The organism is Nocardioides sp. AX2bis (genome assembly GCF_902506435.1).
Taxonomy (GTDB): Bacteria; Actinomycetota; Actinomycetes; order Propionibacteriales; family Nocardioidaceae; genus Nocardioides.
Genome location: NZ_LR733215.1, coordinates 633,053 through 659,646, shown reverse-complemented (window position 1 = coordinate 659,646; position 26,594 = coordinate 633,053). Strand labels below are relative to the sequence as shown.

24 protein-coding genes are annotated in these 26,594 nt (G+C 74.8%); 14 read left to right on the top strand and 10 right to left on the bottom strand.

The annotated features are described in order from the left end of the window. The first annotated feature begins 35 nt into the window (after positions 1 to 35). From zwf to GV155_RS03145, 4 genes are all read left to right on the top strand, one after another. Positions 36 to 1,541 carry a glucose-6-phosphate dehydrogenase gene (zwf, locus tag GV155_RS03160; protein ID WP_160005160.1) on the top strand — a complete coding sequence of 502 codons (1,506 nt, stop codon included), beginning with the start codon at positions 36 to 38 and terminating at the stop codon, positions 1,539 to 1,541. Continuing rightward, positions 1,538 to 3,505, top strand: a complete 1,968-nt coding sequence (gene edd, locus GV155_RS03155; protein WP_236553915.1) for a phosphogluconate dehydratase — start codon at positions 1,538 to 1,540, stop codon at positions 3,503 to 3,505. Before zwf ends, edd begins: the two co-directional genes overlap by 4 nt. Continuing rightward, on the top strand, positions 3,489 to 4,139 hold the full coding sequence (eda, locus tag GV155_RS03150) for a bifunctional 4-hydroxy-2-oxoglutarate aldolase/2-dehydro-3-deoxy-phosphogluconate aldolase (protein ID WP_160005158.1): 651 nt from the start codon (positions 3,489 to 3,491) through the stop codon (positions 4,137 to 4,139). The genes edd and eda overlap by 17 nt, the downstream gene beginning before the upstream one ends. Before the next feature lie 136 nt (positions 4,140 to 4,275). Continuing rightward, the gene (locus tag GV155_RS03145) at positions 4,276 to 5,229 is read left to right on the top strand and encodes a DMT family transporter (protein ID WP_201300039.1); all 954 of its coding nucleotides are present in this window, start codon (positions 4,276 to 4,278) and stop codon (positions 5,227 to 5,229) included. Here GV155_RS03145 and GV155_RS03140 read toward each other — a convergent pair. Together GV155_RS03140 and GV155_RS03135 are read right to left on the bottom strand one after the other, a co-directional pair. Then, entirely contained in the window at positions 5,207 to 5,941 is a 735-nt protein-coding gene (locus GV155_RS03140) for a FliA/WhiG family RNA polymerase sigma factor (protein ID WP_160005156.1), read from the bottom strand. The two genes, GV155_RS03145 and GV155_RS03140, sit on opposite strands and share 23 nt — an antisense overlap. Beyond that, positions 5,941 to 6,453, bottom strand: coding sequence for an RsiG family protein (locus GV155_RS03135; protein ID WP_160005154.1), 513 nt, complete (start codon positions 6,451 to 6,453; stop codon positions 5,941 to 5,943). Before GV155_RS03135 ends, GV155_RS03140 begins: the two co-directional genes overlap by 1 nt. A gap of 342 nt (positions 6,454 to 6,795) precedes the next feature. Between GV155_RS03135 and GV155_RS03130 the strand changes: the two genes are divergently transcribed. The 3 genes from GV155_RS03130 (at position 6,796) to GV155_RS03120 (ending at position 10,227) form a co-directional block, all read left to right on the top strand. Next, a complete protein-coding gene (locus GV155_RS03130; RefSeq protein WP_160005152.1) occupies positions 6,796 to 8,214 on the top strand; it encodes a putative bifunctional diguanylate cyclase/phosphodiesterase in 1,419 nt (472 codons plus the stop codon). A gap of 164 nt (positions 8,215 to 8,378) precedes the next feature. Next, positions 8,379 to 8,810 (top strand): response regulator, encoded by a 432-nt coding sequence (locus GV155_RS03125; RefSeq protein WP_160005150.1) that lies wholly within the window; start codon positions 8,379 to 8,381, stop codon positions 8,808 to 8,810. A gap of 1 nt (position 8,811) precedes the next feature. Continuing rightward, positions 8,812 to 10,227, top strand: a complete 1,416-nt coding sequence (locus GV155_RS03120) for an EAL domain-containing protein (protein ID WP_160005148.1) — start codon at positions 8,812 to 8,814, stop codon at positions 10,225 to 10,227. Between the two features lie 9 nt (positions 10,228 to 10,236). Here GV155_RS03120 and GV155_RS03115 read toward each other — a convergent pair whose 3' ends face one another. Continuing rightward, positions 10,237 to 10,788, bottom strand: coding sequence for a YbjN domain-containing protein (locus GV155_RS03115; protein ID WP_160010767.1), 552 nt, complete (start codon positions 10,786 to 10,788; stop codon positions 10,237 to 10,239). Between the two features lie 62 nt (positions 10,789 to 10,850). Beyond that, a complete protein-coding gene (gene mshA / locus GV155_RS03110) occupies positions 10,851 to 12,116 on the bottom strand; it encodes a D-inositol-3-phosphate glycosyltransferase (RefSeq protein WP_442938805.1) in 1,266 nt (421 codons plus the stop codon). A gap of 100 nt (positions 12,117 to 12,216) precedes the next feature. Between mshA and GV155_RS03105 the strand changes: the two genes are divergently transcribed. After that, on the top strand, positions 12,217 to 12,963 hold the full coding sequence (locus GV155_RS03105; RefSeq protein ID WP_160005144.1) for an SDR family NAD(P)-dependent oxidoreductase: 747 nt from the start codon (positions 12,217 to 12,219) through the stop codon (positions 12,961 to 12,963). Positions 12,964 to 13,074: 111 nt separating this feature from the next. Then, positions 13,075 to 13,764, top strand: coding sequence for an aspartate/glutamate racemase family protein (locus tag GV155_RS03100; protein ID WP_160005142.1), 690 nt, complete (start codon positions 13,075 to 13,077; stop codon positions 13,762 to 13,764). A gap of 69 nt (positions 13,765 to 13,833) precedes the next feature. Here GV155_RS03100 and GV155_RS03095 read toward each other — a convergent pair whose 3' ends face one another. From GV155_RS03095 to GV155_RS03085, 3 genes are read right to left on the bottom strand one after another with little or no spacing between them, the layout of a single operon-like run. Continuing rightward, complete coding sequence (locus GV155_RS03095; protein WP_201300038.1) at positions 13,834 to 14,790, bottom strand: DMT family transporter; 957 nt, start codon at positions 14,788 to 14,790, stop codon at positions 13,834 to 13,836. Positions 14,791 to 14,817: 27 nt separating this feature from the next. Next, complete coding sequence (locus tag GV155_RS03090; RefSeq protein ID WP_160005140.1) at positions 14,818 to 16,173, bottom strand: protealysin inhibitor emfourin; 1,356 nt, start codon at positions 16,171 to 16,173, stop codon at positions 14,818 to 14,820. A 40-nt stretch (positions 16,174 to 16,213) separates the two neighbouring features. Next, positions 16,214 to 16,684: a hypothetical protein gene (locus GV155_RS03085; protein ID WP_160005138.1), complete on the bottom strand. Its 471-nt coding sequence runs from the start codon at positions 16,682 to 16,684 to the stop codon at positions 16,214 to 16,216. A gap of 82 nt (positions 16,685 to 16,766) precedes the next feature. Between GV155_RS03085 and GV155_RS03080 the strand changes: the two genes are divergently transcribed. Both GV155_RS03080 and GV155_RS03075 read left to right on the top strand, forming a co-directional pair. Further along, positions 16,767 to 17,408 carry a hypothetical protein gene (locus GV155_RS03080; protein ID WP_160005136.1) on the top strand — a complete coding sequence of 214 codons (642 nt, stop codon included), beginning with the start codon at positions 16,767 to 16,769 and terminating at the stop codon, positions 17,406 to 17,408. After that, positions 17,405 to 19,735: an MMPL family transporter gene (locus GV155_RS03075; protein WP_160005134.1), complete on the top strand. Its 2,331-nt coding sequence runs from the start codon at positions 17,405 to 17,407 to the stop codon at positions 19,733 to 19,735. The genes GV155_RS03080 and GV155_RS03075 overlap by 4 nt, the downstream gene beginning before the upstream one ends. Positions 19,736 to 19,787: 52 nt before the next feature. Here the strand turns inward: GV155_RS03075 and GV155_RS03070 are convergent, their stop codons facing one another. Beyond that, complete coding sequence (locus tag GV155_RS03070) at positions 19,788 to 20,252, bottom strand: PPOX class F420-dependent oxidoreductase (RefSeq protein WP_160005132.1); 465 nt, start codon at positions 20,250 to 20,252, stop codon at positions 19,788 to 19,790. A gap of 64 nt (positions 20,253 to 20,316) precedes the next feature. Between GV155_RS03070 and heR the strand changes: the two genes are divergently transcribed. From heR to GV155_RS03055, 3 genes are all read left to right on the top strand, one after another. Beyond that, complete coding sequence (gene heR / locus GV155_RS03065; protein WP_160005130.1) at positions 20,317 to 21,111, top strand: heliorhodopsin HeR; 795 nt, start codon at positions 20,317 to 20,319, stop codon at positions 21,109 to 21,111. Positions 21,112 to 21,231: 120 nt separating this feature from the next. Beyond that, complete coding sequence (gene typA, locus GV155_RS03060; protein ID WP_160005128.1) at positions 21,232 to 23,127, top strand: translational GTPase TypA; 1,896 nt, start codon at positions 21,232 to 21,234, stop codon at positions 23,125 to 23,127. A 100-nt stretch (positions 23,128 to 23,227) separates the two neighbouring features. After that, entirely contained in the window at positions 23,228 to 23,779 is a 552-nt protein-coding gene (locus tag GV155_RS03055) for a hypothetical protein (protein ID WP_160005126.1), read from the top strand. 76 nt (positions 23,780 to 23,855) lie between these two features. Here GV155_RS03055 and GV155_RS03050 read toward each other — a convergent pair whose 3' ends face one another. Together GV155_RS03050 and GV155_RS03045 are read right to left on the bottom strand one after the other, a co-directional pair. After that, a complete protein-coding gene (locus tag GV155_RS03050; RefSeq protein ID WP_160005124.1) occupies positions 23,856 to 24,293 on the bottom strand; it encodes a GlcG/HbpS family heme-binding protein in 438 nt (145 codons plus the stop codon). A gap of 29 nt (positions 24,294 to 24,322) precedes the next feature. Beyond that, positions 24,323 to 26,572 carry a malate synthase G gene (locus GV155_RS03045; protein WP_160005122.1) on the bottom strand — a complete coding sequence of 750 codons (2,250 nt, stop codon included), beginning with the start codon at positions 26,570 to 26,572 and terminating at the stop codon, positions 24,323 to 24,325. Positions 26,573 to 26,594 lie beyond the last annotated feature (22 nt).

The window sequence follows — 26,594 nt, the reverse complement described above, 5'->3', positions numbered from 1 at the left end:
TGCATCCCAACCCTAAGGTCCTTACCGTGGAGAACATGTCCGACCCCGCCGCCCCGCCCGCGACCCCCGAGGTCTGCGACTTCGTCGTCTTCGGGGGCACCGGCGACCTGTCGCTGCGCAAGCTCCTGCCGGCCCTCTACCGCCGCGAGCTCGAGGGCGGCCTGCCCGAGGACACGCGCATCATCGGCGTCTCCCGCGCCGACCTCGACGACGAGGCGTACCGCGCCGTCGTCCGCGACGCGCTCGCCTCCCACGTCGAGCGCAGCGACCTGTACGACGGCGCCGTCGACCGCCTGCTGTCCCGGCTGCACCACGTGCCGATGGAGTTCGACGACCTCGCCCAGTGGCACCTGCTGCACGGCCTGCTCAAGGACCGCCCCCGCGTCGAGGAGGCCGTCACGGTCTTCTACCTCGCGGTCGCCCCGTCGGCCTTCGGCCTGATCTGCGACCAGCTCGACGAGGTCGGCCTGGTCACCGAGCGCTCCCGCGTGGTGATGGAGAAGCCGATCGGTCACGACCTGGCCTCCTCGCAGCAGGTCAACGACGCGGTCGGCCGGGTCTTCGCCGAGTCCCAGGTCTTCCGCATCGACCACTACCTCGGCAAGGAGAGCGTCCAGAACCTCCTGGTCACCCGCTTCGCCAACACCTTCCTCGAGCCGCTGTGGAACTCGCGGTGGGTCGACCACGTGCAGATCACCGTGGCCGAGTCGCTCGGGGTCGGCGAGCGCGGCGCCTACTACGACCGCGCCGGCGCCCTGCGCGACATGGTCCAGAACCACCTGCTCCAGCTGCTGTGCCTGGTCGCGATGGAGCCACCGACCTACATCGGCCGCGAGACCGTGCGCGACGAGAAGCTCAAGGTCCTGCAGGCCCTCAAGCCGATGACCCCGGCCGACGTCGACCGCGACACCGTGCGCGGCGCGTACGGCGAGGGCCTCGTCGAGGGACAGCCCGTCCGGTCCTACGCCGACGACCTCGGCGAGGCCGCCCCCGAGTCCGGCAGCACGACCGAGACCTTCGTGGCGCTGCGCACCGAGGTGCAGAACTGGCGCTGGGCCGGCGTCCCGTTCTACCTGCGCACCGGCAAGCGGCTGCCCCGCCGGACCTCCGAGATCGTGGTCGTCTTCAAGGCGCCGCCGCACCACATGTTCCCGCACAGCGAGGGCAGCGCCGAGCCGAACCGGCTGCACATCCAGGTCCAGCCCGACGAGGGCATGCGGCTGACGATGACGGCCAAGGAGCCCGGCCCGGGCGGCTACCGGCTGCGCCCGGTCTCCCTGGACCTGTCGTACGCCGACACCTTCGACCAGCGCTCCCCCGACGCCTACGAGCGGCTGATCATGGACGTGGTGAAGGGCAACGCCACCCTCTTCATGCGCCGCGACGAGATCGAGGCCGCCTGGAGCTGGGCCGAGCCGATCCTGGACCGCTGGACCACGGCCCCCGACCGTCCCCGCCGCTACGCCGCCGGCACCAGCGGCCCCACCGCGGCCACCGCGCTCATCGAGCGCGACGGCCGGTCCTGGCAGGAGATCGAGTGACCGACCCGACCCCCACCCCGACGACGACCACCGACGGCCCCGTCCCGCGCCCGGACCTGCCGCTCCCCGCGATGCACCCCGTCGTGGCGGAGGTGACCGAGCGGCTCGTCGAGCGCAGCACGGCGAGCAGGGCCGCGTACCTGCGCCGGGTCCGCGCCGGCGTCGCCGCCGGTGCCGCGAACGGCGCCGCCCGCGCCGACCTCGGCTGCGCCAACCTCGCCCACGGCTTCGCCGCCGCCGAGCCCCGCGAGAAGTCCGGGCTGCGTGGGCGCACCAAGCCGAACGTGGCGGTGGTGACCTCCTACAACGACATGCTCTCCGCGCACCAGCCGTACGGCTCGTACCCGCCGGTGCTCAAGGAGGCCGTCATCCGCGCCGGGGGGATCGCCCAGGTCGCCGGCGGCGTGCCCGCGATGTGCGACGGGATCACCCAGGGCCGCGACGGCATGCAGCTCTCGCTCTACAGCCGCGACGTGATCGCGATGTCGACGGCGATCGCCCTGTCGCACGACATGTTCGACGCCGCGCTGATGCTCGGCGTCTGCGACAAGATCACCCCCGGCCTGCTGATCGGCGCACTGTCCTTCGGCCACCTGCCGACGGTGTTCGTGCCGGCCGGGCCGATGACCTCGGGGCTGCCGAACAAGGAGAAGGCCGCGGTCCGCCAGCGGTACGCCGAGGGGCTGGTCGGGCGCGAGGAGCTGCTCGAGGCCGAGTCCGCGTCGTACCACTCCCGCGGGACCTGCACCTTCTACGGCACCGCGAACTCCAACCAGCTGCTGATGGAGGTCCTCGGGCTGCACCTGCCCGGGTCCTCCTTCGAGAACCCCGACTCGCCGCTGCGCGAGCCGCTGACCCGCGCCGCCGCCGCCCGCGCCGTGGCGCTGTCGGTGCAGGGCGCGGCCAAGCGGGACGCCGCGCCCACCCCGATCGGGGAGCTGGTCGACGAGAAGGCCGTCGTCAACGCCTGCGTCGCGCTGCTGGCCAGCGGCGGCTCCACCAACCACACGATGCACCTGGTCGCGATCGCCCGCGCCGCCGGCATCGCGCTGACCTGGGACGACTTCTCGGACCTCTCGGCGGTCGTGCCGCTGCTGAGCCGGATGTACCCCAACGGCTCCGCCGACGTGAACCACTTCCACGCGGCCGGTGGCATCGGCTTCCTGGTCCGCACCCTGCTGGGGTCGGGGCTGCTGCACGAGGACGTCGAGACCGTCGTCGGGCGCGGGCTGGCCCGCTACACCTGCGAGCCGGAGCTGGGCGCCGACGGCACCCTGTCCTGGCGCGAGGGCGCGACCGCCTCGCTGGACACCGACGTGCTGCGGCCGGTCGAGGCGCCCTTCAGCCCCGACGGCGGGCTGCGGATGCTCCGCGGGCCGCTGGGCCGGGCGGTCGTCAAGGTCTCCGCCGTGGCCGAGGAGCACCGCGTGGTGACCGCGCCGGCGATGGTCTTCGACCACCAGGACGACCTGCTGACGGCGTTCGACGAGGGCCGGCTCGACGGGCGCGACCTCGTCGCGGTCGTGCGCTACCAGGGCCCGGCCGCCAACGGGATGCCCGAGCTGCACAAGCTCACCCCCGCGCTCGGGGTCCTCCAGGACCGCGGGCAGCGGGTCGCGATCGTCACCGACGGCCGCATGTCGGGCGCCTCCGGCAAGGTCCCGGCCGCCATCCACGTCACGCCCGAGGCCGCCCTCGGCGGGCCGCTGGCCCGGGTCCGCGACGGCGACGTCGTCACCCTCGACGCCGATGCCGGCACGTTGAGCGTGGCCACCGAGGACGACTTCGACGCCCGCGAGTCCACCGGCCGCCCGCCCCAGGGCGAGGAGTGGGCCGGCACCGGCCGCGAGCTCTTCGCCGCCTTCCGCGCCACCGTCGGACCGGCCGACGAGGGCGCCAGCGTCTTCGCCGCCGTCGACGCCACCCCGACCCTCCAGGAGGTCCGCGTTGACCAGCACGCCTGAGTCCGTCCTCGCCGGCACACCCGTGTCGCTGCTGTCCGTCGCCCCGGTGGTGCCGGTCGTCGTCATCGACGACGTCGACCACGCCGTGCCGCTGGCGCGCGCACTGGTGGCCGGGGGCCTGCCGATCATCGAGGTCACGCTGCGCACCCCGGCCGCGCTCTCGGCGATCCGCGAGATCGCCGCCGAGGTCCCCGAGATCCTGCTGGGCGCCGGCACCGTCTGCACCCCCGAGCAGGCCGGGCACGCCGCCGCGGCCGGCGCGCAGTTCCTGGTCTCCCCCGGCGCGACGCCGGGCCTGCTGGCCGCGATGCTCGGCACCGGGCTGCCGTTCCTGCCCGGCACGTCGTCGGTCTCCGAGATGCTCGCCGTGCTCGAGGCCGGGGTGTCGGAGATGAAGTTCTTCCCCGCCGAGGCCTCCGGCGGCGCCCCCTGGCTCAAGGCGGTCTCCGCCCCCGTCCCCGCGGCCCGGTTCTGCCCCACCGGCGGGATCACCGCCGCGAGCGCCCCGGCGTACCTCGCCCTGCCCAACGTGGGCTGCGTCGGCGGGTCCTGGCTGACCCCGAAGGACGCGCTCGAGGCCGGCGACTGGGAGCGGGTGGCCTCGCTCGCCGCCGCGGCCGCCGCGCTGGGCTGACCCCGCCCCTCGCGTCACTCCCGCCTCAGGAATCCCCGCTCGGGCGGGGGTTCCCGATGTTGTTGTCCCTTGCACGGCGCGCGAACCCGGGGAATCCCCGCTCAGGCGGGGATTCTTGGGTCACTACGCTCCACCCGTGTCCCGTCCCGTCCCCCCCTGGCTGCCGGTCCTCGCGATCGGCTGCACCCTGGTGCTGTGGGCCTCGGCGTTCGTCGCGATCCGCCACCTCGGGCGTGACTTCTCCCCCGGGGCGCTGTCCCTGGGGCGGCTGCTGGTGGGGTCGCTGACGCTGGCCGTGGTGGTCGCGGTGACCCGGCGTCGTACGCGCCGTCCGCTCGTGCGGCCCACCGCCCGCGAGGCGCTCACGCTGGTCGCGATCGGGGTGCTCTGGTTCGGCGTCTACAACGTCGCGCTCAACGAGGGCGAGCTGCGCGTCGACGCCGGCACGGCCGCGATGCTCATCCAGGTCTCCCCGGTGCTGATCGCCCTGCTGGCCGCGCTGTTCCTCGGCGAGCGGTTCACCGGGGCCCTCGCGCTCGGCCTCGCCCTGGCGTTCGGCGGGGTGGCGGTGATCGCGGTGGCCGGGCCGGGGGACGGCGACCGCGACGGCCTCGGCGTCGCGCTGGTGCTGCTGGCCGCGGTGGTCTACGCGGTCTCCCTGGTGCTGCAGAAGCCCCTCGTACGCCGGCTGCCCGCGCTCCAGGTCACCTGGGCGGCCTGCACGGTCGGGGCCGTGGTCTGCCTGCCCTGGGCCGGCGCCCTGGTCGAGCAGGTCCGCGCGGCGCCCACGTCCTCGGTGTGGTGGGTGGTCTACCTCGGCGTCTTCCCGACCGCCCTGGCCTTCACCACCTACGCCTACGCGCTGGGCCGGATGGACGCCTCGCGCCTGGGCGTGACCACCTACCTGGTGCCGCCGATCACGATCGTGCTGGGCCTGCTGCTCCTCGGGGAGGCACCGCCCGCGCTGGCCTACGCCGGTGGCCTGCTCGCCCTCGTCGGCGTGGCCGTCGCCCGCCGCGGTCCGGCCGCGGCGCCCACGCCGGGCGCGACGCCGGGCGCGGACCCGGTCAGGTCGCCAGCGCCACCGTGAGCCGCTCGCGCAGCGACTTCGTCGCCCGGCTGCGCAGCTGGCTGACCCGGGACTCGGTGACCTGCAGCACCTGACCGATCTCGGCCAGGGTCAGGCCCTCGAAGAAGTAGAGGGCGATCACGACCTGGTCGCGCTCGGGCAGCTCCCGCACCGTGCGGCGCAGCACCTCGCGGGTGCCCTCGTCCTCGAAGGCCTCCTCGAGACCCGGCGCCTCGTCGCCCATCTCGGCGATCTCCTCGTCGCCGCCGCCGGCCATCTGCGTCGGCTTGGCGACCAGCTCGCGCAGCTCGCCGACCCCGACGTCGAGACGCCGGGCCAGCTCGACGTCCTCGGGGTCGCGGCCCAGCTCGCGGTGCAGGGCGGTGCGGGCCTCCTCGACCGCCCGCAGCCGGGTGCGCACCGAGCGCGGCACCCAGTCGGCGCTGCGGATGGAGTCCAGGATCGCGCCCCTGATCCGCGGCACCGCGTAGGTCTGGAACTCCCAGCCGCGGTCCGGCTCGAACTTCTCGATGGCGTCCATCAGCCCGAACACGCCCTCGGAGACCAGGTCCGCGGACTCGACCGTGGCCGGCAGCCCGCTGCGCACCCGGCCGGCGACGTACTTGACCAGCGGCGAGTACTGCATCACCAGCCGGTTGCGCAGGTCGACGTCGCCGGTGGCCTTGTACTCGCGCCAGGTCTCCCCGATCTCCGGCGGCGTCACGCGCGACATCAGGCGGCTCCCTGCTCGAGCACCGACAGCGCCGCCGACGGGTCGCTGCGGTAGCGCGCGATCAGCGCGGCCGTGCTCTCGTCGAGGCGTGCGAACAGCGCGCTGCGGTACGCCGTCAGCTGCCGCTCGGCGGCCCGCAGCCGCTCCACGACGACCGTGGTCTCGGCCGGGGTGGTCGGCGGCGCCCACACCTCGGCCAGGTCGGGCAGCTCGGGCAGCGGGTCGGCGGCGCGGACGCGCAGCAGCGCGGTGCGCCCGGCCCCGGTGGCGGTGTCGCCGAGCACGCGGACGAGGTCCTCGAGCCCGATCGCGACGGCGGCGCCCGTACCGGTCCCTCCGGCCTCGATCAGGTCGAGCCGGGCGTGCACGACGCGACGCCAGTACGACGCCCGGTCCTCCTCGTCGCGCAGGCGCTGGCGGTAGGCGCGCAGCCCGGGCAGGGCGAGGTCGTCGAGCCGTGGGGCCTCGCCGACGTCGAGCGTGCCCGGTCCCGTGGCGGTCTGGTCGTTCACCGTGCTCCTCGTGCTGGGCCGCGGCGAGGTGGGGTGGGCCGCGGGCGTCCGGCCTCATCCTGCCAGCGAGACGGCGTCCTCGTCCGTGGGTTGCCGCAGGTCCTCGTACCCCGATCGACGGGACCGAGGTCCGTCAGGCGGATACCCACCCGGGTTCCGCGTGTCCCCTCGGGGGTTCCGGGCGGCGGCCGGGGGTGTCCCGGACCCGAGACACCGGACCGGGCGGGACTCAAGTCCCGACCCCTCCGACCCGATGTCCTCCTCGACCACGGGATGCCGTGGGCCCGCCGAGCCGTCCCGGAGACCCGACATGCGCACGACCACCGCCCGCCGGCGCTCCCGGTGACCGGGTTGCGCGAGGTGCGGGGGCTGCTGCGCGGCGTCGTACGGCGACTGGGCAGCCGCGGCACGGACCCGCTGACCGGTCTGCCCGACCGCGGCGTGCTGCGGGACCGCGGGCCCCTGGCGCTCGCGCTGGCCCGCGCCTCCGGGCGCCCGGTGGCGCTGCTCCTGCTCGACCTCGACGGGTTCAAGCGGATCAACGACCTGCTCGGTCACCACGAGGGCGACGCCGTGCTGGTCGAGGTGGCCCGCCGGCTCAGCACCGTGGTCGGCCCGCACGACCTCCTGGTCCGCCTCGGCGGCGACGAGTTCGCCGTCCTCACCGCGCCCCTGGCCTGCGTCGACGACGCCGCCGACCTCGCCGCCCGGGTCGTCGCCGTCGTGGGCACGCCGCTGCCGGTCGAGGAGCTGGAGGTCACGGTCACCGCCTCGGTCGGCGTGGCCGTGCTCGACCGCGACGGCAACACCCTCGAGGAGCTGACCCGGGCCGCGGACCAGGCGATGTACGCCGTCAAGCGCGCCGGCGGCGACGCCCCCGCACCCCTCGGCGACCTCACCGACCCCGTGCTCGCCGCGGTGCACGGCCCGCGCCTGGTCGCCGAGCTGCGCGACGCCGTGCACGCCGGGGAGCTCGCCGTCCACTACCAGCCGCAGGTCGACGCACTGACGGGCCTCGTCACCGGCTTCGAGGCCCTCGTGCGCTGGGAGCACCCCGAGCTCGGGCTGCTGCTGCCGCGCCACTTCCTGCCCCAGGCCGAGCGCAGCGGGCTGCTCGGCCCGCTCACCGACGCGGTCCTCGACCGCGCCCTCGCCGACCTGCCCGCGCTGCGCCGGATGGCCCCCGGCGCCGGTCTCGCGCTCAACGTCTCGGCGCGCCACATGGCCGCCCGCGGGCTGGTCACCGACCTGATCGACCGGGTCCGTCGCGCCGGGCACGACCCGGCGTCGCTGGTGCTGGAGATCACCGAGGCGGCCACCCGGCCGACGCCCGACGTCGCCTCGCTCTTCGAGGAGGTCCACGACGCCGGGGTGCGGGTCAGCATCCACGGCTTCGGCCGGGACTCGTCCTCGCTGCGCTCGCTGTGGACCTTCCCCGCGGTGCGCCAGATCAAGATCGACCCCGAGATCATCGCGACGCTGCTCACCGACCCCACCACCGAGCGGCAGGTGCGCGGCATGGTCAGCGCGGCGCACGCCCTCGAGGTCCAGGTCGTCGCCGAGGGCGTCGAGACGGCCTCCGCGGTCACCCTGCTGCAGGAGCTCGGGGTCGACACCCTCCAGGGCCGGTGGCTCAGCGCGCCCGCGGACCCGGCCGAGCTGGCCCGCCAGGCCTCGCACTGGGCGGCGGTGGGTGCGGCGGTGCGGCGTACCGCGCCCGGGTCCGGGCCCGGGTCCGGGGAGGTCGCGGTCACGGGCTGAGGTCTCCCGCCGGCGGCTGGACCGGCGTACGGTGGTGGAGCTGGTCTGGACCGGGCGCCGGGATCACGGGTTCCCCGGCCACGACCTGCAGCGATCGGTTTCACTGCTGCTTCCGGGTTGCGGGGGTGTCCGGGTCAGACCCGTCACCGACCCACGGAGGAATCATGCGTGCTCCGGTCCTGCTGGTCGGCTACGACGCCGCCGGGGTCCGACGCACCCGGGACGACTTCATCTCCGGTGGCCTGACCAACCCCGTCCTGGCCTGCGAGGACGGGCACGAGGCGGTGGCCTACGTCCTGGGCCGCGCGCCGTACGCCGAGCGCGCCGACCACCCGCTGCCGGTGGTGCTCGTGACGGCGCTGCGGCTGCCGCTGGGCAGCGCCGAGGAGGTGCTGCGCGTGCTGCGCGCCGACGCCGGTCTGCGCCGGCTGCCGGTCGTGGTGACCGGGGGCGACCCCGGGGACGAGGAGATCGCCGCGCTGCACCGCCACGGCGCCACCTACCTCTCCGGCCACGTCGCCGCTCGCGCGCTGCTGGACGTCGTCCGCGGCCTGAACCTGCCCTGGGCCCTCGAGCGCCCGGAGTCGGAGGGCTGACGTGCCGCACTTCGACCCCCTGGCCCTCGGCCTGACCGACCCGCGCCCGCTGCGCGACCGGGTCGAGACGCTGTGCGTCGAGGCCGGCCGGGCCGGGCGCCAGGTGGTGCTGCTGGCGGCCAGCGTGTCCAACGCCGACGAGCTCGCCGACGCCTACGGCCACGAGGCGCTCGGCGCGGTCACCTCGGCGGTCGTGGCGCGACTCGGCATCGACGCGCAGTCCGGGGCCGGGGCCGCGACGGACGACGGGGCACCCGCCCTGCAGATCCACCTGCTCCAGGTCTCCCCGGTCGGGGGCGTGCTGGCCGGTCTCGTGGTCCACCCCGACCTCGCGCCCGACGACATCGAGGAGGTCGCCACCCGCCTGGTCGGGTTCGCGACGCTGCCGCCGGAGCACGGCGGTGCCCGGGTCTGGCCGGTGGTCACCGTGGCGCTGCGCCGCTGCCGGGCCGACGACGAGGGCTGGCGCTCGCTGCGCGAGGTGCGGGGGGCGCTCTACGCCTCGGGCCGCCACTACCGCGGCTGCGTGCGGTGGAACGCCTCCCCCGACGACCAGCCCGGCACCCCGGGCGCGGGCGGCGCCGACGGGGAGGACCGGCACGACGCCGGCGTACGCCGCGAGCTCGGCCTGGTCGCCGACCTGGCGGCCGCGCTGCACGAGGACACCGCCCAGCTGTCGCTGGTCTACCAGCCGGTCCTCGACCTGCGCAGCCGCACGCTGACCAGCGCGGAGGCGCTGCTGCGCTGGCACCACCCCGAGCGCGGGGACGTCTCGCCGGCCGAGGCGGTCGCGGCCGCGGAGCGGTCCGGGCTGATCCACGACCTCGGCCGGCTCGTCCTCGACCTGGCCCTGGCCCAGACCGCGGCGTGGATCGGCCACGTGGGTCCGGCGTACCGCACCCACGTCAACGTCTCCGCGCTCGAGCTGCAGCGCCCGGGCTACGTCGAGGGCGTCGCCGAGGCCCTCGACCGGTCCGGCACGCCGGCCGAGATGCTGCTGCTGGAGATCACCGAGACGGCGCTGCTGACCGAGGACCAGCACGTGCTGACCACGCTCTACCGGCTGCGCGCCCTGGGGGTCGGCCTGGGCATCGACGACTTCGGGACCGGCTACTCCTCGATCGCGCAGCTGCACCGGCTGCCCGTGGACACGGTCAAGATCGACCGGTCCCTGGTCCGCGACATCGCCACCTCGGCCACCGACTTCGCCCTGATCCGCACCGTGCTCGGCCTGCTCGGCACCACCCAGGTCACCGTCGTGGCGGAGGGCATCGAGGACGCCGTCCAGGCCTCCCACCTGCAGGCCGTCGGCGCCGTCTTCGGCCAGGGCTACCTGCTCGGCCGCCCGATGCGGCCCGAGGTGTTCATGCCGGCCGTCGCCCCGCTGGTCCGCGCGGACGCCGGGACGACCGCCTGAGGGAGACCGCTACGGCCGGGCGTCGTCCCCGGCCTCGAGCCACCCGCGGAACGCCTCGAGGTTGGCGGTCGACTCCCCGCGCAGGCGCCGCCAGTCCCACTCCTTGCGGATCGAGGAGGCGAACCCGAGCTCCAGGATCGCGTTGAACGACTCGTCGGCGGTCGAGAGCACCGCGCCGAGCAGCCGGTCCAGCTCCGGGAGGTCCGTCGGGTCGACAGGCCCGTCCGCCCCGCCCCCGGCGTCGAGCACGCCCAGGGGCAGCCGCCCGTCGAGGTAGATGTCGCCGTGGTGGTCCAGCGCGAAGGCCGCCCCGAAGGTCTTCAGGTTGCGCTCCAGCAGCCACCGGTAGACCCGCTCGTGCGCCTCGTCGGGCTGCCGGCACACGAAGGCGTGCACCCCGAGCGCGTGCACGCCGACGTCGAGGCGTACCGGCGTCTGCAGCTTCCGCTCGCCGGGCAGCGCGAAGGAGAACCCGCCGACGGCGTTCTCGGTGTGCTCCAGCCCGTTGGCCTGCAGGTACGCGCGCAGCGTCGCGGCCCGGCGGTGCTGCTCGGGCGTCATCGACGCCGGCGCGTCCCCGAGCAGGTCGTCGGGGTGGTCGGCGGGCTGGGCGGTCGGGTCGCTCACGTGCCCGAGCCTCGCATGACGGTGCGCGACCGGTCGTACGCCTCGAGGGTGCGGCCGGCGGTCGCCTCCCACGAGAACTCCCGCGCCTGCGCCAGCGCGCCCGCACCGAGCGCCTCGAGCCGGGCGGGGTCGGCGAGCAGGCGTTCCAGGGTGTCGGCCCAGCGGACGGGGTCGTGGCCCTCGACCAGCAGCCCGCTGACCCCGTCGCGGACGACGGTGGGCAGCCCGCCGACCGCGGCGGCGACCACGGGCGTGCCGCAGGCCTGCGCCTCGGCCGCGACCAGCCCGAAGGACTCGTTGTAGGACGGGACGGCGACCAGCGTCGCGGCGGCGTACCACCGGGCGAGGTCGGACTGCGCGACCGGCGGCACGAACCGGACCACGTCGGCGATGCCGAGCTCGTGGGCGAGCTGGACCAGGCTGGCGGGGCGGTCCAGGCCGCTGCCGGACGGGCCGCCGACGACGGGGACCACGAGGTCCCGGCGCAGACCGGGGCGGCGCTCGAGCACGTGCGCGACGGCGCGCAGCAGGACGTCGGGGGCCTTCAACGGCTGGATCCGCCCGGCGAAGAGCAGCACGGTCGCGTCCGCGGGCAGCCCGAGGTCGCGGCGTACGGCGCCGGGGTCGCGCGGGGTGAAGGTGTCCAGGTCGACGCCGGGGTAGACCACCTCGACCCGGCCGGGGTCGGCGTCGTAGAGGTTGATCAGCTGCTTGGCCTCGAGGTCGGTGTTGGCCACGAGCACGTCGGCGGCGTCGACCACCTGCTCCTCGCCGATCACCCGCGCCGCGGGCTCGGGGGTGTCGCCGGCGGCCATCGCCTCGTTCTTGACCTTGGCCATCGTGTGCATCGTGTGCACCAGCGGCACCCCCCAGCGGTCGCGGGCCAGGGCGCCGACCTGGCCCGACAGCCAGTAGTGGGAGTGCACGACGTCGTAGTGGCCGGACGGCTGGGCGGCCTCGGCGCGCAGCACCTCGCGGGCGAAGACGCACAGCTGGCCGGGCAGCTCGTTCTTGGTCAGCCCCTCGAAGGGACCGGCGTGGATGTGGCGCACCACCACGCCCGGGTCGACGGCCACCGCCTCGGGCAGCGCCGAGCTCGTGGCGCGGGTGAAGATGTCGACCTCGACGCCCTGGCGCGCCAGGCGCCGCGACAGCTCGGTGACGTAGACGTTCATCCCGCCGGCGTCACCGGTGCCGGGCTGGTCCAGCGGGGAGGTGTGCAGGCTGATCATGGCCACGCGGCGCACTGCCGGGGTCGTCACGTCGCCTGCACCTCCTCCGGCCGGGGTCGCTCGCCCTGGCACCTCCGGCCCAACCCTCACCCGGCGCACGACATTCCCCCACCCCCTCCACAATGGACGCATGGACACCACCACACCCCTCGCCGTCGTCACCGGAGCCAGCAGCGGCATCGGGGCCGCGACCGCGCGCACCCTGGCGGCCGCCGGCTACCACGTCGTGTGCGCGGCCCGCCGGGCCGACCGCGTCGAGGAGCTGGCCCGCGAGATCGGCGGCACCGCCGTGACCTGCGACGTCACCGACGAGGCCCAGGTCGCCGCGCTCGCCGCGCAGGTCGGGCCGCGCCTCGACGTGCTGGTCAACAACGCCGGCGGCGCCTTCGGGATGAGCCCGGTCGCCGAGGCCGACGCCGGGCAGTGGCGCGCGATGTACGAGGTCAACGTGATCGGCCTGATGCAGGTCACCCGCGCCCTGCTGCCGGCCCTGCTGGCCTCCGGCGCGGGCACGATCCTCAACGTCGGCTCGACCGCCGGCCGGATCGCCTACGAGGGCGGTGCGGGTTACACCGCGGCCAAGCACGGCACCCAGGTGGTCACCGAGACGCTGCGCCTGGAGCTCTTCGACCAGCCGGTCCGCGTGCTCGAGATCGCCCCGGGCATGGTCCGCACCGAGGAGTTCAGCGCGGTCCGCTTCGACGGCGACCAGGCCAGGGCCGACGCGGTGTACGCCGGGGTGCCCGACCCGCTGACCGCCGAGGACGTCGCCGACGCCATCGGGTGGATGGTCACCCGTCCCGCCCACGTCAACGTGGACAGCCTCGTCATCAAGCCCCGCGCCCAGGCCGCCCAGCACAAGGTCCACCGCGTCTGAGACGTCGTACGCGCCGCTCCCCCGCGCCGGAAACGTCACCTCGACGCGCCGCGAGCGTCATCTCGGCTGTCCGCGAGCGTCATCTCGGCGGGGGTGGCATGATCCGTGCCCGTGCAGACCATCGGACTGATCGGCGGGATGCGCTGGGAGAGCAGCTCGGTCTACTACGAGATGCTCAACCGCGGGGTGCAGGAGCGGCGCGGCGGGCTCAGCTCGGCGCGGACCGTGATGACCTCGGTCGACTTCGCCGAGGTCGACGCGCTCCAGCGCGCCGAGCGGTGGGACGACGTCGCCGCGGTCCTGACGGCCGCCGCGCAGGGCGTCGAGCGGGCCGGCGCCGACTTCCTGCTGCTGTGCACCACCACCTTCCACCGCGTGGCCGACCAGGTCGCCGAGGCGGTCGACGTACCGGTCCTGCACCTCGCCGACGTGGTGGCCGACGCCGTCCGCGCCCAGGGCCTCGACCAGGTCGGGTTCGTCGGCACGTCGCTGGCGATGTCGCGCTCGTTCTTCCTCGACCGGCTCCGCAGCCACGGCCTCACCGTGCACGTGCCCGGGGCGCACCACCACGAGGAGCTCGACGCGATCATCTACGGCGAGCTGGTCCACGGCCGCGTGCTCGACTCCTCGCGCCGTACCGTCGTCGGGCTGCTCGAGGAGCTGTGGGACGCCGGCGCCGGCGGGGTCGTGCTCGGCTGCACCGAGCTCGAGCAGCTGGTGCGCCAGGCCGACGCCGAGCTCCCGCTCTTCCCGTGCACCTCGCTGCACGTCGCCGCCGCGCTCGACCGCGCCCTGGCCTGACCGCGCCCTGGCCTGACCGCGCCCTGGCCTGACCGCGCCCCGCGGGGCCCGGGGCCCACCCGGCGGCCGCTACTGAGGCGCCGGCTCCTGCGTCCGCCGCCCCAGGGTGGCGATGGCCAGCAGGATCAGCACCGAGCCCAGCACCCCGGCCGGGCTGAGGCGCTCCCCCAGGAACGCGACCGCGAGCAGCACCGCCGTGACCGGCTCGAGCAGGCTCGCCACCACCGCGGTGCCGCTCGAGGTGGTGCGCAGCCCGGTGAACAGCAGCGCGTACGCGACCGCCATCGTCACCACGCCGAGGTACACGATCCAGCCCCACGACGCGAGGTCCGTGGTCAGCACCGGCTCCCCGCGCAGCAGCGGCAGCCCCAGGCCGAGGGGCAGCAGGACACCGGCCGCCACGACCATCGTCGCCGTGGTCATCGTGAGGGTGTCCAGGCGTCGCGACAGCGGGGCGCCGACCTCGGCCGAGAACCCGTACGCCGCGCCGGCGGCGAGCGCGGCCAGCACCCCGACGACCGGTCGGGAGCCGGCCGGCCCCTCGCTCCCGGCCACGCTGACCAGCAGCAGCCCGACCACGGCGATCACCACGGTGACCAGCGCCCCCGCGGCCGGGGGCCGACGCTCGCGCACGCTGGCCACCACGAGCAGCAGCGCCGGGGCGAAGCCGAGGCAGACGACGGTGGTGATGCTGACCCCCGCCCACAGCACGGCGACGAAGAACAGCTGCTGGAAGGTCGCGGTGAGCACCCCGACGGCGACCACCCTGCGCCACTGCGGCCGGGCCAGCACCCAGCAGCGGCGCAGCCGCCCGACCGACGCCACGGCTAAGAGCAGGACGCCCGCGACGAGACCGCGCAGCGCGCCGATCGTCAGCGGGCCGAGCCCGGACGCCTCGACGGCGAGCGGGACCGACGGACCGATCGTCCCCCACAGGACGCCGGCCAGGCAGACCAGCAGCAGCCCGCGCGCCAGCACCGGGGCCGGGGCCCCCGCGGTGGGCGGCGCCGCGGCAGGAGTCGTCACCGGCGCATCGTCGCAGCCACCCGGCCCCTAGGCGTCCGCCGGGCCGTCGGGCCGCAGCACCAGGTCGGCGACCGCGCGCAGGTCGTCGGTCAGGTCCTGCTCGGGCACTCGCACCTGCTGCCCGTCGAGGTCGAACTCGTAGGTGAAGTGGTCGGGCATCGGGCTGCTGGCCGGCCGGGCGGCCCGCGCGTCGATGCGGTCCACCAGCCCGGCCAGGGCCGCGGCGCGCTCGTCGCCGCCGCCGAGGTCGACCTCGGCCTCGACCGTGCGCCCCACGAACCCGCCCGAGCGGCGGACCCGGACAGTGCGCAGCGGGCCCCCGGGGGCGGCGCCCCCCGTCGCGGGCGCCGCGCTGCCGGCGACCGGGCGCACCCCGACCTGGCGCCAGGCCTCCTCGACCGCGGCCGCCGACGACCCGGCGGCGGCCACGGTCGCCGCGGCGAAGCCCGCGAAGTCGGAGTCGGGGCGCACGTCGCCGCCGGTGAGCGCGTCGTACCAGATCCGGCCGGCGCCGGCCCACGACGAGCCGCCGACCGCCACCGCGGCCAGCTGGAAGGCCCGGTTGGGGATGCCCGAGTTGATGTGGACACCGCCGTTGTCGTCGGTGGTGTCGACGTAGTCGTCGAGGTGGGCCGGCTGGGGGTCCTTGCCCAGCCGCGGGTCGTCGTAGGCCGTGCCGGGCGCGGCCATGTCGCGCAGCGCCCGGGCCTGCACGCCCGGCAGGAACAGCTCCGCACCGATCAGCCAGTCCGCCGCGGCGGCCTGCTGGCCCAGCAGCCGCTGCTCGGAGCAGGCGGCGAAGACGTCGGAGACCGACTCGTTGAGCGCCCCGGACTGGCCCTGGTAGACCAGTCCGGCGGTGCGCTCGGTGACGGCGTGCGCGAGCTCGTGGGCGAGCACGTCGGCGGCCTTGGTGAACCGCGCGAACACCTCGCCGTCACCGTCGCCGAAGACCAGCTGGGTGCCGTCCCAGAAGGCGTTGGCGTAGTCGCGGCCGCAGTGGACGGTCAACGACACCGGCGCCCCGCGGCCGTCGTAGGAGTCGCGGTCGTAGACCTCGCGGAACAGCGCCAGCGCGCCGGTGATCCCGGCGGCGGCCTCGTCGACGGCCGCGTCGCCCGACGCGGGCTCGCCGGCGCTGCGCACCGCGCGGCCGGGCAGGTCGGTGCTCCCCCCGGTGTCGTGCACCGTCCAGGCGCCGCGCACCGCGGCGGCTCCGCCGTCCCCGTCACCCGCTCCGCCTCCTCGTCGGCGGTCGGCCCGCCGGGACCGGATCCGGTCGTCGAGCAGCAGGGTGTCGCCGTACCCCAGCTGCTGGAGCAGGTACGGCGGGACGATGCCGCATCGGACGGTGGGCTGGGGGTGCTGCCGGGCCAGGGTCATCGCCCCATGGTCACCGAGACCACCGACACCGCACCAGGCCTCACTCGGACGGAGCGGGCTCCGGCGAGGCGCTCTCGCTGATGTCGACCCGGCTGCACTCCGCGGTCTGCGAGCGGGCCGCCGAGTCGAGGTCCTCGAGCCGGTCCAGCAGCCCGACCAGCTCGTCGGGGCGGAAGTCGCGCACGGCGGCCGCCACGTCGTCGATCAGGCGGGTGGCCTCGGTCAGCGTCTCCGCAGCGTCCTCACAGGCCCCCGGCAGGGTCACCACCGTGTCGGCCGTGCCCTCGCCGGCAGCGGAGGACGCGGGGGCGGACGGCTCGGCCGACGGCTCGGGCGCGTCCCGCTCGGGCTGGCCGGCCAGCACCACGAGGGCCCCGAGGCCGAGGCCGACCACGAACGTCAGCGCCGGCAGCAGCCGCAGCGCCCACCGCTGCCACCCGGACTCCTCGACCTCGATCGTCGTCGGTCCGGTCGTCGGTCCGGTCGGCGGCGGGGGTGTCGGGCTCGTCATGGCGCCTCCTGCAGCGGGTCCCGGGCCGAGGCCGGCCCGGAGGTGCGACGGGGTGTCGGTCGGCTCTGGTAGGACAGAGCCCGTGTCGTCGACCATACGGGTAGCCGCGGACCACCGGACGCTCCGCCTCATCGACGCCGCCGTGCTGTTCTGGGTGGTGCTGTGGGTGGCGATCGGGGCGTGGACCGGCGTGACGCTGTGGCGGGCCGCCGACGTCGGTGACACCGTCGCCTCCTCCGGCCGCTCCCTGGTCTCGGTCGGCGAGGGCCTGCAGTCGCTCTCCGCGGTGCCGCTGGTCGGGGACCGCCCGGCCGAGATCGGCGCCGACGTGGTCGAGACCGCCGACGAGATCAGCGCCCGGGGCGGCGAGGTCAAGGGTCAGCTCCGCCAGCTCGGCGTCGTGCTCGGCATCGCCGTGGTCGGCATCCCGGTCACCCCGATCGCCGGGCTGTACGTCCCGCTGCGGCTGCGGCGCGGCCGGGAGGTCGCCCGGATCCGCAGGCACCTGGCCGACCACGCCGACGACCCGCGCTACGACCGCTACCTCGCCGACCGGGCCCGCGCCTCCCTGCCGTACGACACCGTCGCGACCCTCGACCCCTCCCCCGACGGCGGGCCCGACGGCGGGCCCGCGCAGCGCACCCCGCGCGAGACCCACCGCCTGCTCGCCGACGCCGAGCTCGCCCGGCTCGGCATCCGTCGGCCCGCCCCCGCACGGCGGTGAGCCCCGGTGCGGGCGGCGGCCTGAGCGGCGTCCTCGCCCGCGGCCTGGTCGCCGGACGCTGGCTGGTCGTCGTGGCCTGGCTGGCCGCGGTCGGTGCCTGCCTGGCGTTCCTCCCGGCCCAGGCCTCCGGAGGCGGGGGCCTGTCCGGCCTGCTCTCCGGCGACACCCCGGCCGTCGAGGCCGAGCTGCGCTCGGTCGAGCTGTTCGGCTTCCCCCTGGTCGCGCGCACCGTCGTGGTGCAGCGCGACCCCTCGGGGCTCTCGCCGTACGCCCAGGCGCGCACCGTGGTCCGCGCCCTGGCCGTCGACCGCGGCCGGGCCGGTGACGTCGACCCGATCCTCGGCGCGATCCCGGTCACCAACACCCTCGGGCTGTTCCCGGGCTCCCGCGAGACGGGCACCACGTCGCTGACGTACCTGCTCTACGGCGCCGACGCGTCCCTGGGCCAGCGCACCAGCTCGGCGGAGGACTACGCCGAGCGGTTCTTCACCGAGCGCGACGACGTCGTGGGGGTGACCGGGTCGGCGCCGGCCCGCTCCCAGCAGGGCGCGATCATCCGCGACGCCCTGCCCGGGGTGGAGGCGATCACCCTGCTGGCGATCGTGCTGATCGTCGGGTTCGCGTTCCGCTCGCTGGTGGCGCCGCTGATCGCGCTGGTGGTGGCCGGGGTGTCCTTCGTGGTGACGCTGCGGCTGACCGCGTACTTCTCGGACCTGCTCGGCCTGGCCAGCCCCGACGAGCTCGAACCCGTGGTGATCGCGCTGCTGCTGGGCGTGGTCACCGACTACGTCATCTTCTTCTGCTCCTCGCTGCGCGACCAGCAGCCGGCCCTGCTGCGCGGGCAGGGCGCGCGCGCCGAGGTGCGCGCGGCCTCGATCGCCGCGACCACGGCCTCGGTCCGTCGCTCCGGGCCGATCGTGGCCGTGGCCGGGCTGGCGGTCGCCGCCGGGACGGCCACGCTGCTGGCCGCCGAGTCGCCGTTCTTCCGCGCGCTCGGGCCGGCGCTGGCCTTCACCGTCACCGTCGGGCTGGTCGTCGCGATCACCCTCGTCCCGGCCCTGATGGCGATCCTCGGCGGCCTGGTCTTCTGGCCCTCGCACCGACCGGGCGAGCAGCGCCGGCGGGCGCTGAGCGGCCGTCTGGGCCGAGCCGGCGAGCGCTGGCGCTCGGTCACCACCGTCCGCACGCCTCACTGGCCGGCGGCGGTCATCGACCGCACGACCGCCTCGCGCCGGGCCGGCCTGCTCGTGCTGGTGCCGTGCCTGGCCGGTCTCGCCCTGTCCGCGAGCCTGGTGCTGCGCCTCGACCTCGGCGTCTCGTTCATCGGTGCCCTGCCGCCCGACTCCGAGATCCGGGCCACCGCCGCGCAGGCGCAGGAGGGGTTCGCCGAGGGGATCCTGTCGCCCACCGAGCTGGTCGTGGAGGGCGACGGCGTCGCCGGGCAGCGCGGCGCCCTCCGCGAGCTCGGCACCAGCATCGCCGGCCTGCCGGGGGTCGCCGGCGTCCTCGGCCCGGGCTCCCAGCCGGGGCCGGTCGAGCGGCTGCTGCTGCTCTCCGAGGACGGCGACGCCGCCCGCTTCCTGGTGATCCTCGACAGCGACCCGCTCGGCGCCGACGCCGTCGCCACCACCAACCTGGTGCAGGCCGCCCTGCCCGGCATGCTGCGCGAGGCCGGGCTGGCCGGGACCAGCGTCGCGCTGGCCGGCGACAGCGCCACCGCGGCGTACCTCGTCGAGCAGACCGAGGCCGACCTGCTCCGGATCGCGCTCACCGCGCTCGTCGCGAACCTGCTGATGCTCCTGCTGTTCCTGCGCGCCGTCGTCGCCTCGATCGCCCTGCTGGCCACCAGCCTGCTCTCGCTCGGCGCGACGCTGGGCATCACCAGCCTGGTCTTCGACCTCGCCGCACCCGGGCAGGGCCTGACGTTCTACGTCCCGTTCGCCGCGGCGGTGCTGCTGCTGGCCTTCGCCTCGGACTACAACATCTTCACCGTCGGCCACGTCTGGGAGGACGCCGAGGGCCGCACCCTGCGCGCCGCCGTACGCCACGCGCTGCCGTCCTCGGTGAGCGCCGTGGTGACCGCCGGCCTCGCCCTCGGCACCAGCTTCGCGCTGCTCTCCCTGGTCCCGCTGGCGCCCTTCTCCCAGCTGGCCTTCGCCGTGGGGCTGGGGATCGCGCTGGAGATCGTGGTGGTGCGACTGCTGGTCGTGCCGGCGCTGCTCACCGTGCTCGGGCCGCGCGCGGCCTGGCCGAGCAGCCGTTTCGGCGCCCGCCGCCGGCTGCACGGCCCCGCCGGCCGAGATGACGCTCGCGGACAGCCGAGATGACGCTCGCGGCGCCTCGAGATGACGATTCCGGCGCGTCGCGACCTCGGCTGCGTCAGTCCTGGTCGGGCGGGAATCCGCCGGTGGCCACCGGGCCCCAGTCCTCGAGCGTGATCCGCAGCAGCGACTTGCCCTGCTTGCGCATCGCCGCGCGGTACTCGTCCCAGTCGCTGTGCTCGCCGGCGATGCAGCGGAAGTACTCGACCAGACCGTCCTCGGCCTCCTGGCTCGGCATGTCGAGGACCTCGGTGGTGCCGTGGACCTGGACGTACGGCCCGTCCCAGTCCTCGGAGTGCACGACGACGCTGGTCACGGGGTCGCGGCGCAGGTTCGCGGCCTTCGCGCGCTGGGGGTACGTCGAGATGACCAGCCGCCCGTCTGCGTCCACGCCGCCGGTCACCGGCGAGGCCTGCGGCCGGCCGTCCTTGCGACGGGTGATCAGGGTCATCCGGTGCCGGGGACGGACGAACTCGAGCAGCTCGTCGCGGGAGACCCGGTCGGCGGTGGCGTAGTTGACCATGGCGACAGACTAGGCACAGATCCGCCCCCACCCCACGCCTCCAGGGCGCAACCAGGAGGACCCCATGGCGCAGCACCGCGCAGCCACGACCGACGAGCCGACCGCGAGCGGGGTCGACGACTCCTCGCTGCGCTCGCTGCGTGGCTGGAACCTGGGTCTCGCCGTCCTCCACGCCCTCCAGGCCGTCGCCGTCCTGGTCCTGGCCACCGACTTCGCGATCACCGTCACCGCCATGCTGCCGACCGGGCCGCCGGGCTCGACCCCGGCGGCACCGGAGGCCGTCCTCGACGTGCGGGTCGGGTGGGCGATCGCGTTCTTCCTGCTCCTGGCCGCGCTCGACCACGCCCTGACCGCGACGGCGGCCCGCGGGGCGTACGAGCGCGACCTGCGTCGCGGCATCAACCGGTTCCGCTGGCTGGAGTACTCGGTCTCCGCGACCGTGATGATCGTCCTGATCGGCTTCTACTCCGGCGTCACCGAGGTGACCGCGGTGATCGGGATCATCGGGGCCAACGTGGCGATGATCCTGTTCGGCTGGCTGCAGGAGCGCGCGAACCCGCCCGGGCGCGCGACCACCACCATGATGCCGTTCTGGTTCGGCACCGTCGCCGGCCTCGCGCCCTGGGTGGCGGTCGGGTGGAACATCGTGGCCGCCGAGGAGGTGCCGGGGTTCGTCCTCGGCATCTTCGCCTCCCTGCTGGTCTTCTTCTCCTCGTTCGCGGTCAACCAGTGGCTGCAGTACCGCGGGATCGGGCCGTGGCGCAGCTACGCGTTCGGCGAGAAGGCGTACCTGGTGCTCAGCCTGGTGGCGAAGTCGGCGCTGGCCTGGCAGATCTTCGGCGGCTCGCTCGCCGGCTGACCCCGTGTGAACCACGTCACGGGCGCCCGGCGACGAATCGGCCAGGCGCAGCCGCGCCCGTAGACTCCCCAGGGGCCCACCGGCCCATCGACCCTCCAGCGGAAGCGACACCACCTCGTCATGCCTGTCTCCACCACTCGTTCGGACCTGCGCAACGTCGCCATCGTGGCGCACGTCGACCACGGCAAGACCACGCTGGTCGACGCCATGCTGCGCCAGGCCGGCGCCTTCACCGCGCACCAGGCCGAGAGCGTCGCCGAGCGCGTCATGGACTCCGGCGACCTCGAGCGCGAGAAGGGCATCACGATCCTCGCGAAGAACACCGCGGTGCACTACGAGGGTCCCGCCGGCGGTGGCCAGCCGATGGTCATCAACATCATCGACACCCCCGGCCACGCCGACTTCGGTGGCGAGGTCGAGCGCGGCCTGTCGATGGTCGACGGCATCGTGCTGCTGGTGGACGCCTCCGAGGGCCCGCTGCCGCAGACCCGCTTCGTGCTCCGCAAGGCGCTCAACGCCGACATGCCCGTGATCCTGGTCGTCAACAAGACCGACCGCGGTGACGCCCGCATCGCCGAGGTCGTCGACGAGACCTACGAGCTCTTCATGGACCTGCTCGACGACACCCACTCCCAGGACGCCCTGGACTTCCCCGTCGTGTACGCCTCGGGCCGCGCCGGCATCGCCTCGCTGGTGGCCCCCGAGAACGCGACCATGCCCGAGGGCGACAACCTCGAGCCGCTGTTCAAGACGATCCTGGACACCATCCCCGCCCCGACCTACACCGAGGGCGCGCCGCTGCAGGCCCACGTCACCAACCTCGACGCCTCCCCGTTCCTGGGGCGCCTCGCGCTGCTCCGCATCCACGAGGGCGAGCTGAAGAAGGGCCAGACCGTGGCCTGGATGCGCCGCAACGGCGAGGTCAAGAACGTCCGCGTCACCGAGCTGCTGGTCACCGAGGGCCTCGAGCGCAAGCCGGGCGAGCACGCCGGCCCCGGCGACATCGTGGCCATCGCCGGTATCCCCGACATCACCATCGGCGAGACCCTCGCCGACCCCGAGAACCCGGTCGCGCTGCCGCTCATCCACGTCGACGAGCCGGCCATCTCGATGACCATCGGCACCAACACCTCCCCCCTGGTCGGTCGTACCAAGGGCGGGAAGGTCACCGCGCGCCTGGTCAAGGACCGTCTCGACGCCGAGCTCATCGGCAACGTCTCGCTCCGGATCCTGCCGACCGAGCGTCCCGACGCCTGGGAGGTCCAGGGCCGCGGCGAGCTGGCGCTGGCGATCCTGGTCGAGCAGATGCGCCGCGAGGGCTTCGAGCTCACGGTCGGCAAGCCGCAGGTGGTCACCAAGGAGGTCGACGGCAAGCTGCACGAGCCGTTCGAGCGCCTGACCATCGACGCGCCCGACGAGTACCTCGGCACCATCACCGAGCTGCTGGCCACCCGCAAGGGCCGCATGGAGCAGATGACCAACCACGGCACCGGCTGGGTGCGCATGGAGTTCGTCGTCCCGGCGCGCGGCCTGATCGGCTTCCGCACCGAGTTCCTCACCGACACCCGCGGCACCGGCATCGCCCACAGCATCTCCGAGGGCTACGAGCCGTGGGCCGGTGAGATCCGCTCGCGGACCAACGGCTCGCTGGTCGCCGACCGCAAGGGCGCGACCACTGCGTACGCGATGACCAACCTGCAGGAGCGCGGCGTGATGTTCCTCGAGCCGGCCACCGAGGTCTACGAGGGCATGATCGTCGGCGAGAACTCGCGCGCCGACGACATGGACGTCAACATCACCAAGGAGAAGCAGCAGACCAACATCCGCTCCGCCACCTCCGACAACTTCGAGAAGCTGATCCCGGCGCGCAAGCTGTCGCTGGAGCAGTGCCTGGAGTTCTGCCGCGACGACGAGTGCGTCGAGGTCACCCCGGACATGGTCCGCATCCGCAAGGTCGTCCTCGACGCCGGCGAGCGCGCGCGTACCGCCTCACGCGTGCGCAAGGGCGGCAAGTAGCAGCTCCGCACCACCTCGTACGTCCCCACGCCGCCGCCGGCTCCTGCCGGCGGCGGCGTGCTGCGTCCCGGGGCGCAGCGCAGGGTGTGATGCTGGGACGGTGAGCGAGCCCGCGTACCCGATCGTGCGGCCGGACGGGCCGGTCCGTGCGCGGCTGCGCTGGTTCACCGCCACCGGGTCGGTGCTGATGGTGCTCGCGGTCGGCGGGTTCCTGCTGCTCGGGCTGCTCGTCTGGCTGCTCGTGCTCCTCGGCTGGCAGGTGGCCTCCGCGGGCCTCGCCGGGGTGGGCGGCGCCCTGGTCGCCCTGTTCGTCGCGGGGTGGCGCAGCAGGGGTCGACGGCTGCCGCGCTCCTACCCGGAGGTGCACGCCGCGGTGCGCGTGCTGCGCGAGGCGCTCGAGGCCGAGCACCGGCGGCTCCCCCACCGGCGTCGTAGCGGCGCCTCGCAGGAGAGCCTGCAGGAGGCGCTGCCGCTGCTGGAGGCGGCCGAGCGCGACCTGGCCCAGCACGCGGAGCCGCGGGCGGCCGAGGCCCTGGCCCGGCTGACCGGGCTCAGCGCCGGCTGGGAGCCGACCTCACCCGAGGCGCGGCGCGCGCGGGCCCTCGCGACCGCCGCCCGGGCGATGGACGTACGGCGGGGCGGGTCGGCCTAGCCGCCCGCCCTGTCCGCAACCGTCATCTCGAGGCGCCGCAACCGTCATCTCGGCTGTCCGCGAGCGTCATCTCGGCTCAGTCGGGCTGGGCCACCAGGTTCGCGCCCTCGATGCCCGCGACGGCGGCGGTCTCGTCGTTGTCCGAGGTGTCGCCGGTGATGCCGACGGCGCCCAGCAGGTCGCCCTCGCCGGAGCGGATCAGCACGCCGCCGGGGACCGGGACCAGCGAGCCGCCGATCGCGGCACCGGCCGCGGCGACGAAGTAGGCCTGCTGCTCGGCGCGGTTCATGATCGAGCGCGAGCCCATCCCGAGCGCGAGCGCGCCGTGGGCCTTCCCGCGGGCGATGTCGACGCGGCCGATCGAGGCCCCGTCCTCGCGCTCGGCGACGACGATGTGCCCGCCGGGGTCGAGGACGACCACGGTCAGCGGCTTCAGGCCCTGCTCGCGCCCCGAGGCGCGGGCGCCGGCGACGATCGTGCGGGCGGTCTCGAGGTCGAGGTGCTGGGTGCTCATGCGGTGGTCCTTTGCGTCGGGGGTGAGGGTCAGGAGGTGCTGGTGCCGGCGAGCTCGGCCTTCCGGGCCGCGCGGCGGCGGTGCAGGATCGGCTCGGTGTAGCCCGACGGCTGGGCGGTGCCCTCGAGGCAGAGCTCGCGGGCGGCGGCGAACGCCTGGCCGTCGAAGGCCGGGGCCATCGCGACGTACGTGTCGTCCCCGGCGTTCTGCTCGTCGACCACCGCGGCCATCCGGCGCAGCGTCTCCTCGACCTGCTCGGTGGTGACCACGCCGTGGCGCAGCCAGTTGGCGACGTGCTGGGAGGAGATCCGGCAGGTGGCCCGGTCCTCCATCAGCGCGGTGCCGGTGATGTCGGGGACCTTGGAGCAGCCGACCCCGGCGTCGACCCAGCGCACGACGTAGCCCAGGACGCCCTGGCAGTTGTTGTCCAGCTCGGACTGCAGGTCCTCGGCGCTCCAGCCGGCCGGGTCGCCGACCGGGATGGTGAGCAGCTGCTGGAGCGTCCCACGACGTCCGCCCGCGGCGAGCTCCTCCTGGCGCGCGGCCACGTCGACCTGGTGGTAGTGCAGCGCGTGCAGCGTCGCCGCGGTCGGCGAGGGCACCCAGGCGGTGTTGGCGCCGGCCTGCGGGTGGCCCACCTTCTGCTCGAGCATCGCGGCGAGCTCGTCCGGCGCGGCCCACATGCCCTTGCCGATCTGGGCGCGGCCGCGAAAGCCCGCGGCGAGGCCGGCGTCCACGTTGGCGTCCTCGTAGGCCTTGATCCAGGACTCGGACTTCATCGCGCCCTTGCGGACGACCGGCCCGGCCTCCATGTCGGTGTGGATCTCGTCGCCGGTGCGGTCCAGGAAGCCGGTGTTGATGAAGGCGACCCGCTCGCGGGCGACCTGCAGGCAGGCGGTGAGGTTGGCCGACGTACGGCGCTCCTCGTCCATGATGCCGACCTTGACCGTGTGGCGGGGCAGCCCGAGGGTGTCCTCGACGCGGTCGAACAGGTCGCAGGTCAGCTGCACCTCGTCGGGGCCGTGCATCTTCGGCTTGACGGCGTACATCGCGCCGGCGCGGGAGTTGACCAGGCGCGGCTTGCCGTCGGGGCCGGTCTCGCCGCCCCGCACGTCGTGGGTGCTGCCGAGGCCGGTGACGAACGCGTCGAGGATGCCCTCGGGCGCCGGGTTCCCCTCGGCGTCGAGCACCGCGTCGGTGGTCATCAGGTGGCCGACCTGGCGGATGAAGAGCACCGACCGGCCGGGCAGCGTGGTCTCGGCGCCGTCGCGGCCGGTGAGCACGCGGTCGGGGTTCATCGCGCGGGTGAAGGTCTTCCCGCCCTTGGTGACCTCCTCGGCCAGCGTGCCCTTCATCAGGTGCAGCCAGTTGCGGTAGCCCAGGGTCTTGTCGTCGGCGTCGACGGCGGCCACGGAGTCCTCGAGGTCCATGATCGTGGTGACCGCGGCCTCGACGAGGAGGTCCTTGACGCCGGCGGCGTCGTCCGAGCCGATCGGGGCGTCGCGGTCGACCTGGACCTCGACGTGCAGGTGGTGGTGGCGCAGCACGACGGCCTCGGGCGCGTCGTTGCTCCCCCGGTGCCCGACGAGCTGGTCGGGGTCGGCCAGGCGGCGGGTCTCGCCGTCCACGGTCACGGCCAGGCCCTGGTCGTCGACGGCGTACGCCGTGGCGTCGGCGTGGCTGCCCGCCTCCAGCGCGAAGCTCTCGTCGAGGAACGCCTTGGCCCGGGCGACGACCGCGGCGCCGCGGGTCGGGTTGTAGGACGAGCCGGGCTCCTTGCCGTCCTCGGTGCCGATCACGTCGGAGCCGTAGAGCGCGTCGTAGAGCGAGCCCCAGCGGGCGTTGACGGCGTTGGTGGCGAAGCGGGCGTTGAGCAGCGGGACGACCAGCTGGGGGCCGGCGGTCGAGCCGACCTCGACGTCGACGCCCTCGGTGGTCACCTCGACCTGCTCCGGCGCCTCGACCAGGTAGCCGATCTCGCGCAGGAACGCCTCGTACGCGGCGTAGCCCTCCTCGGTGACGGCGCCGGGGTGCTCGCGGTGCCAGGCGTCGATCGTCTGCTGGAGCTCGTCCCGCTTCGCCAGCAGCGCCCGCTGGCGCGGGGCGAGGTCGCCCAGCGCACCGGCGAGGCCGGACCAGAACGCGTCCTCCTCGACCCCGGAGCCCGGCAGCGCCTCGTCGCGGACGAAGGCGTGGAGCACCGGGTGGACGCGGATCCCCGCGACCTCGACGTGGCGGTCGTACGCGTCCTGCTGGGTCTGGTCCTGTGCCTGGCTCACTGCGGGCTCCTCGAGATCTCTG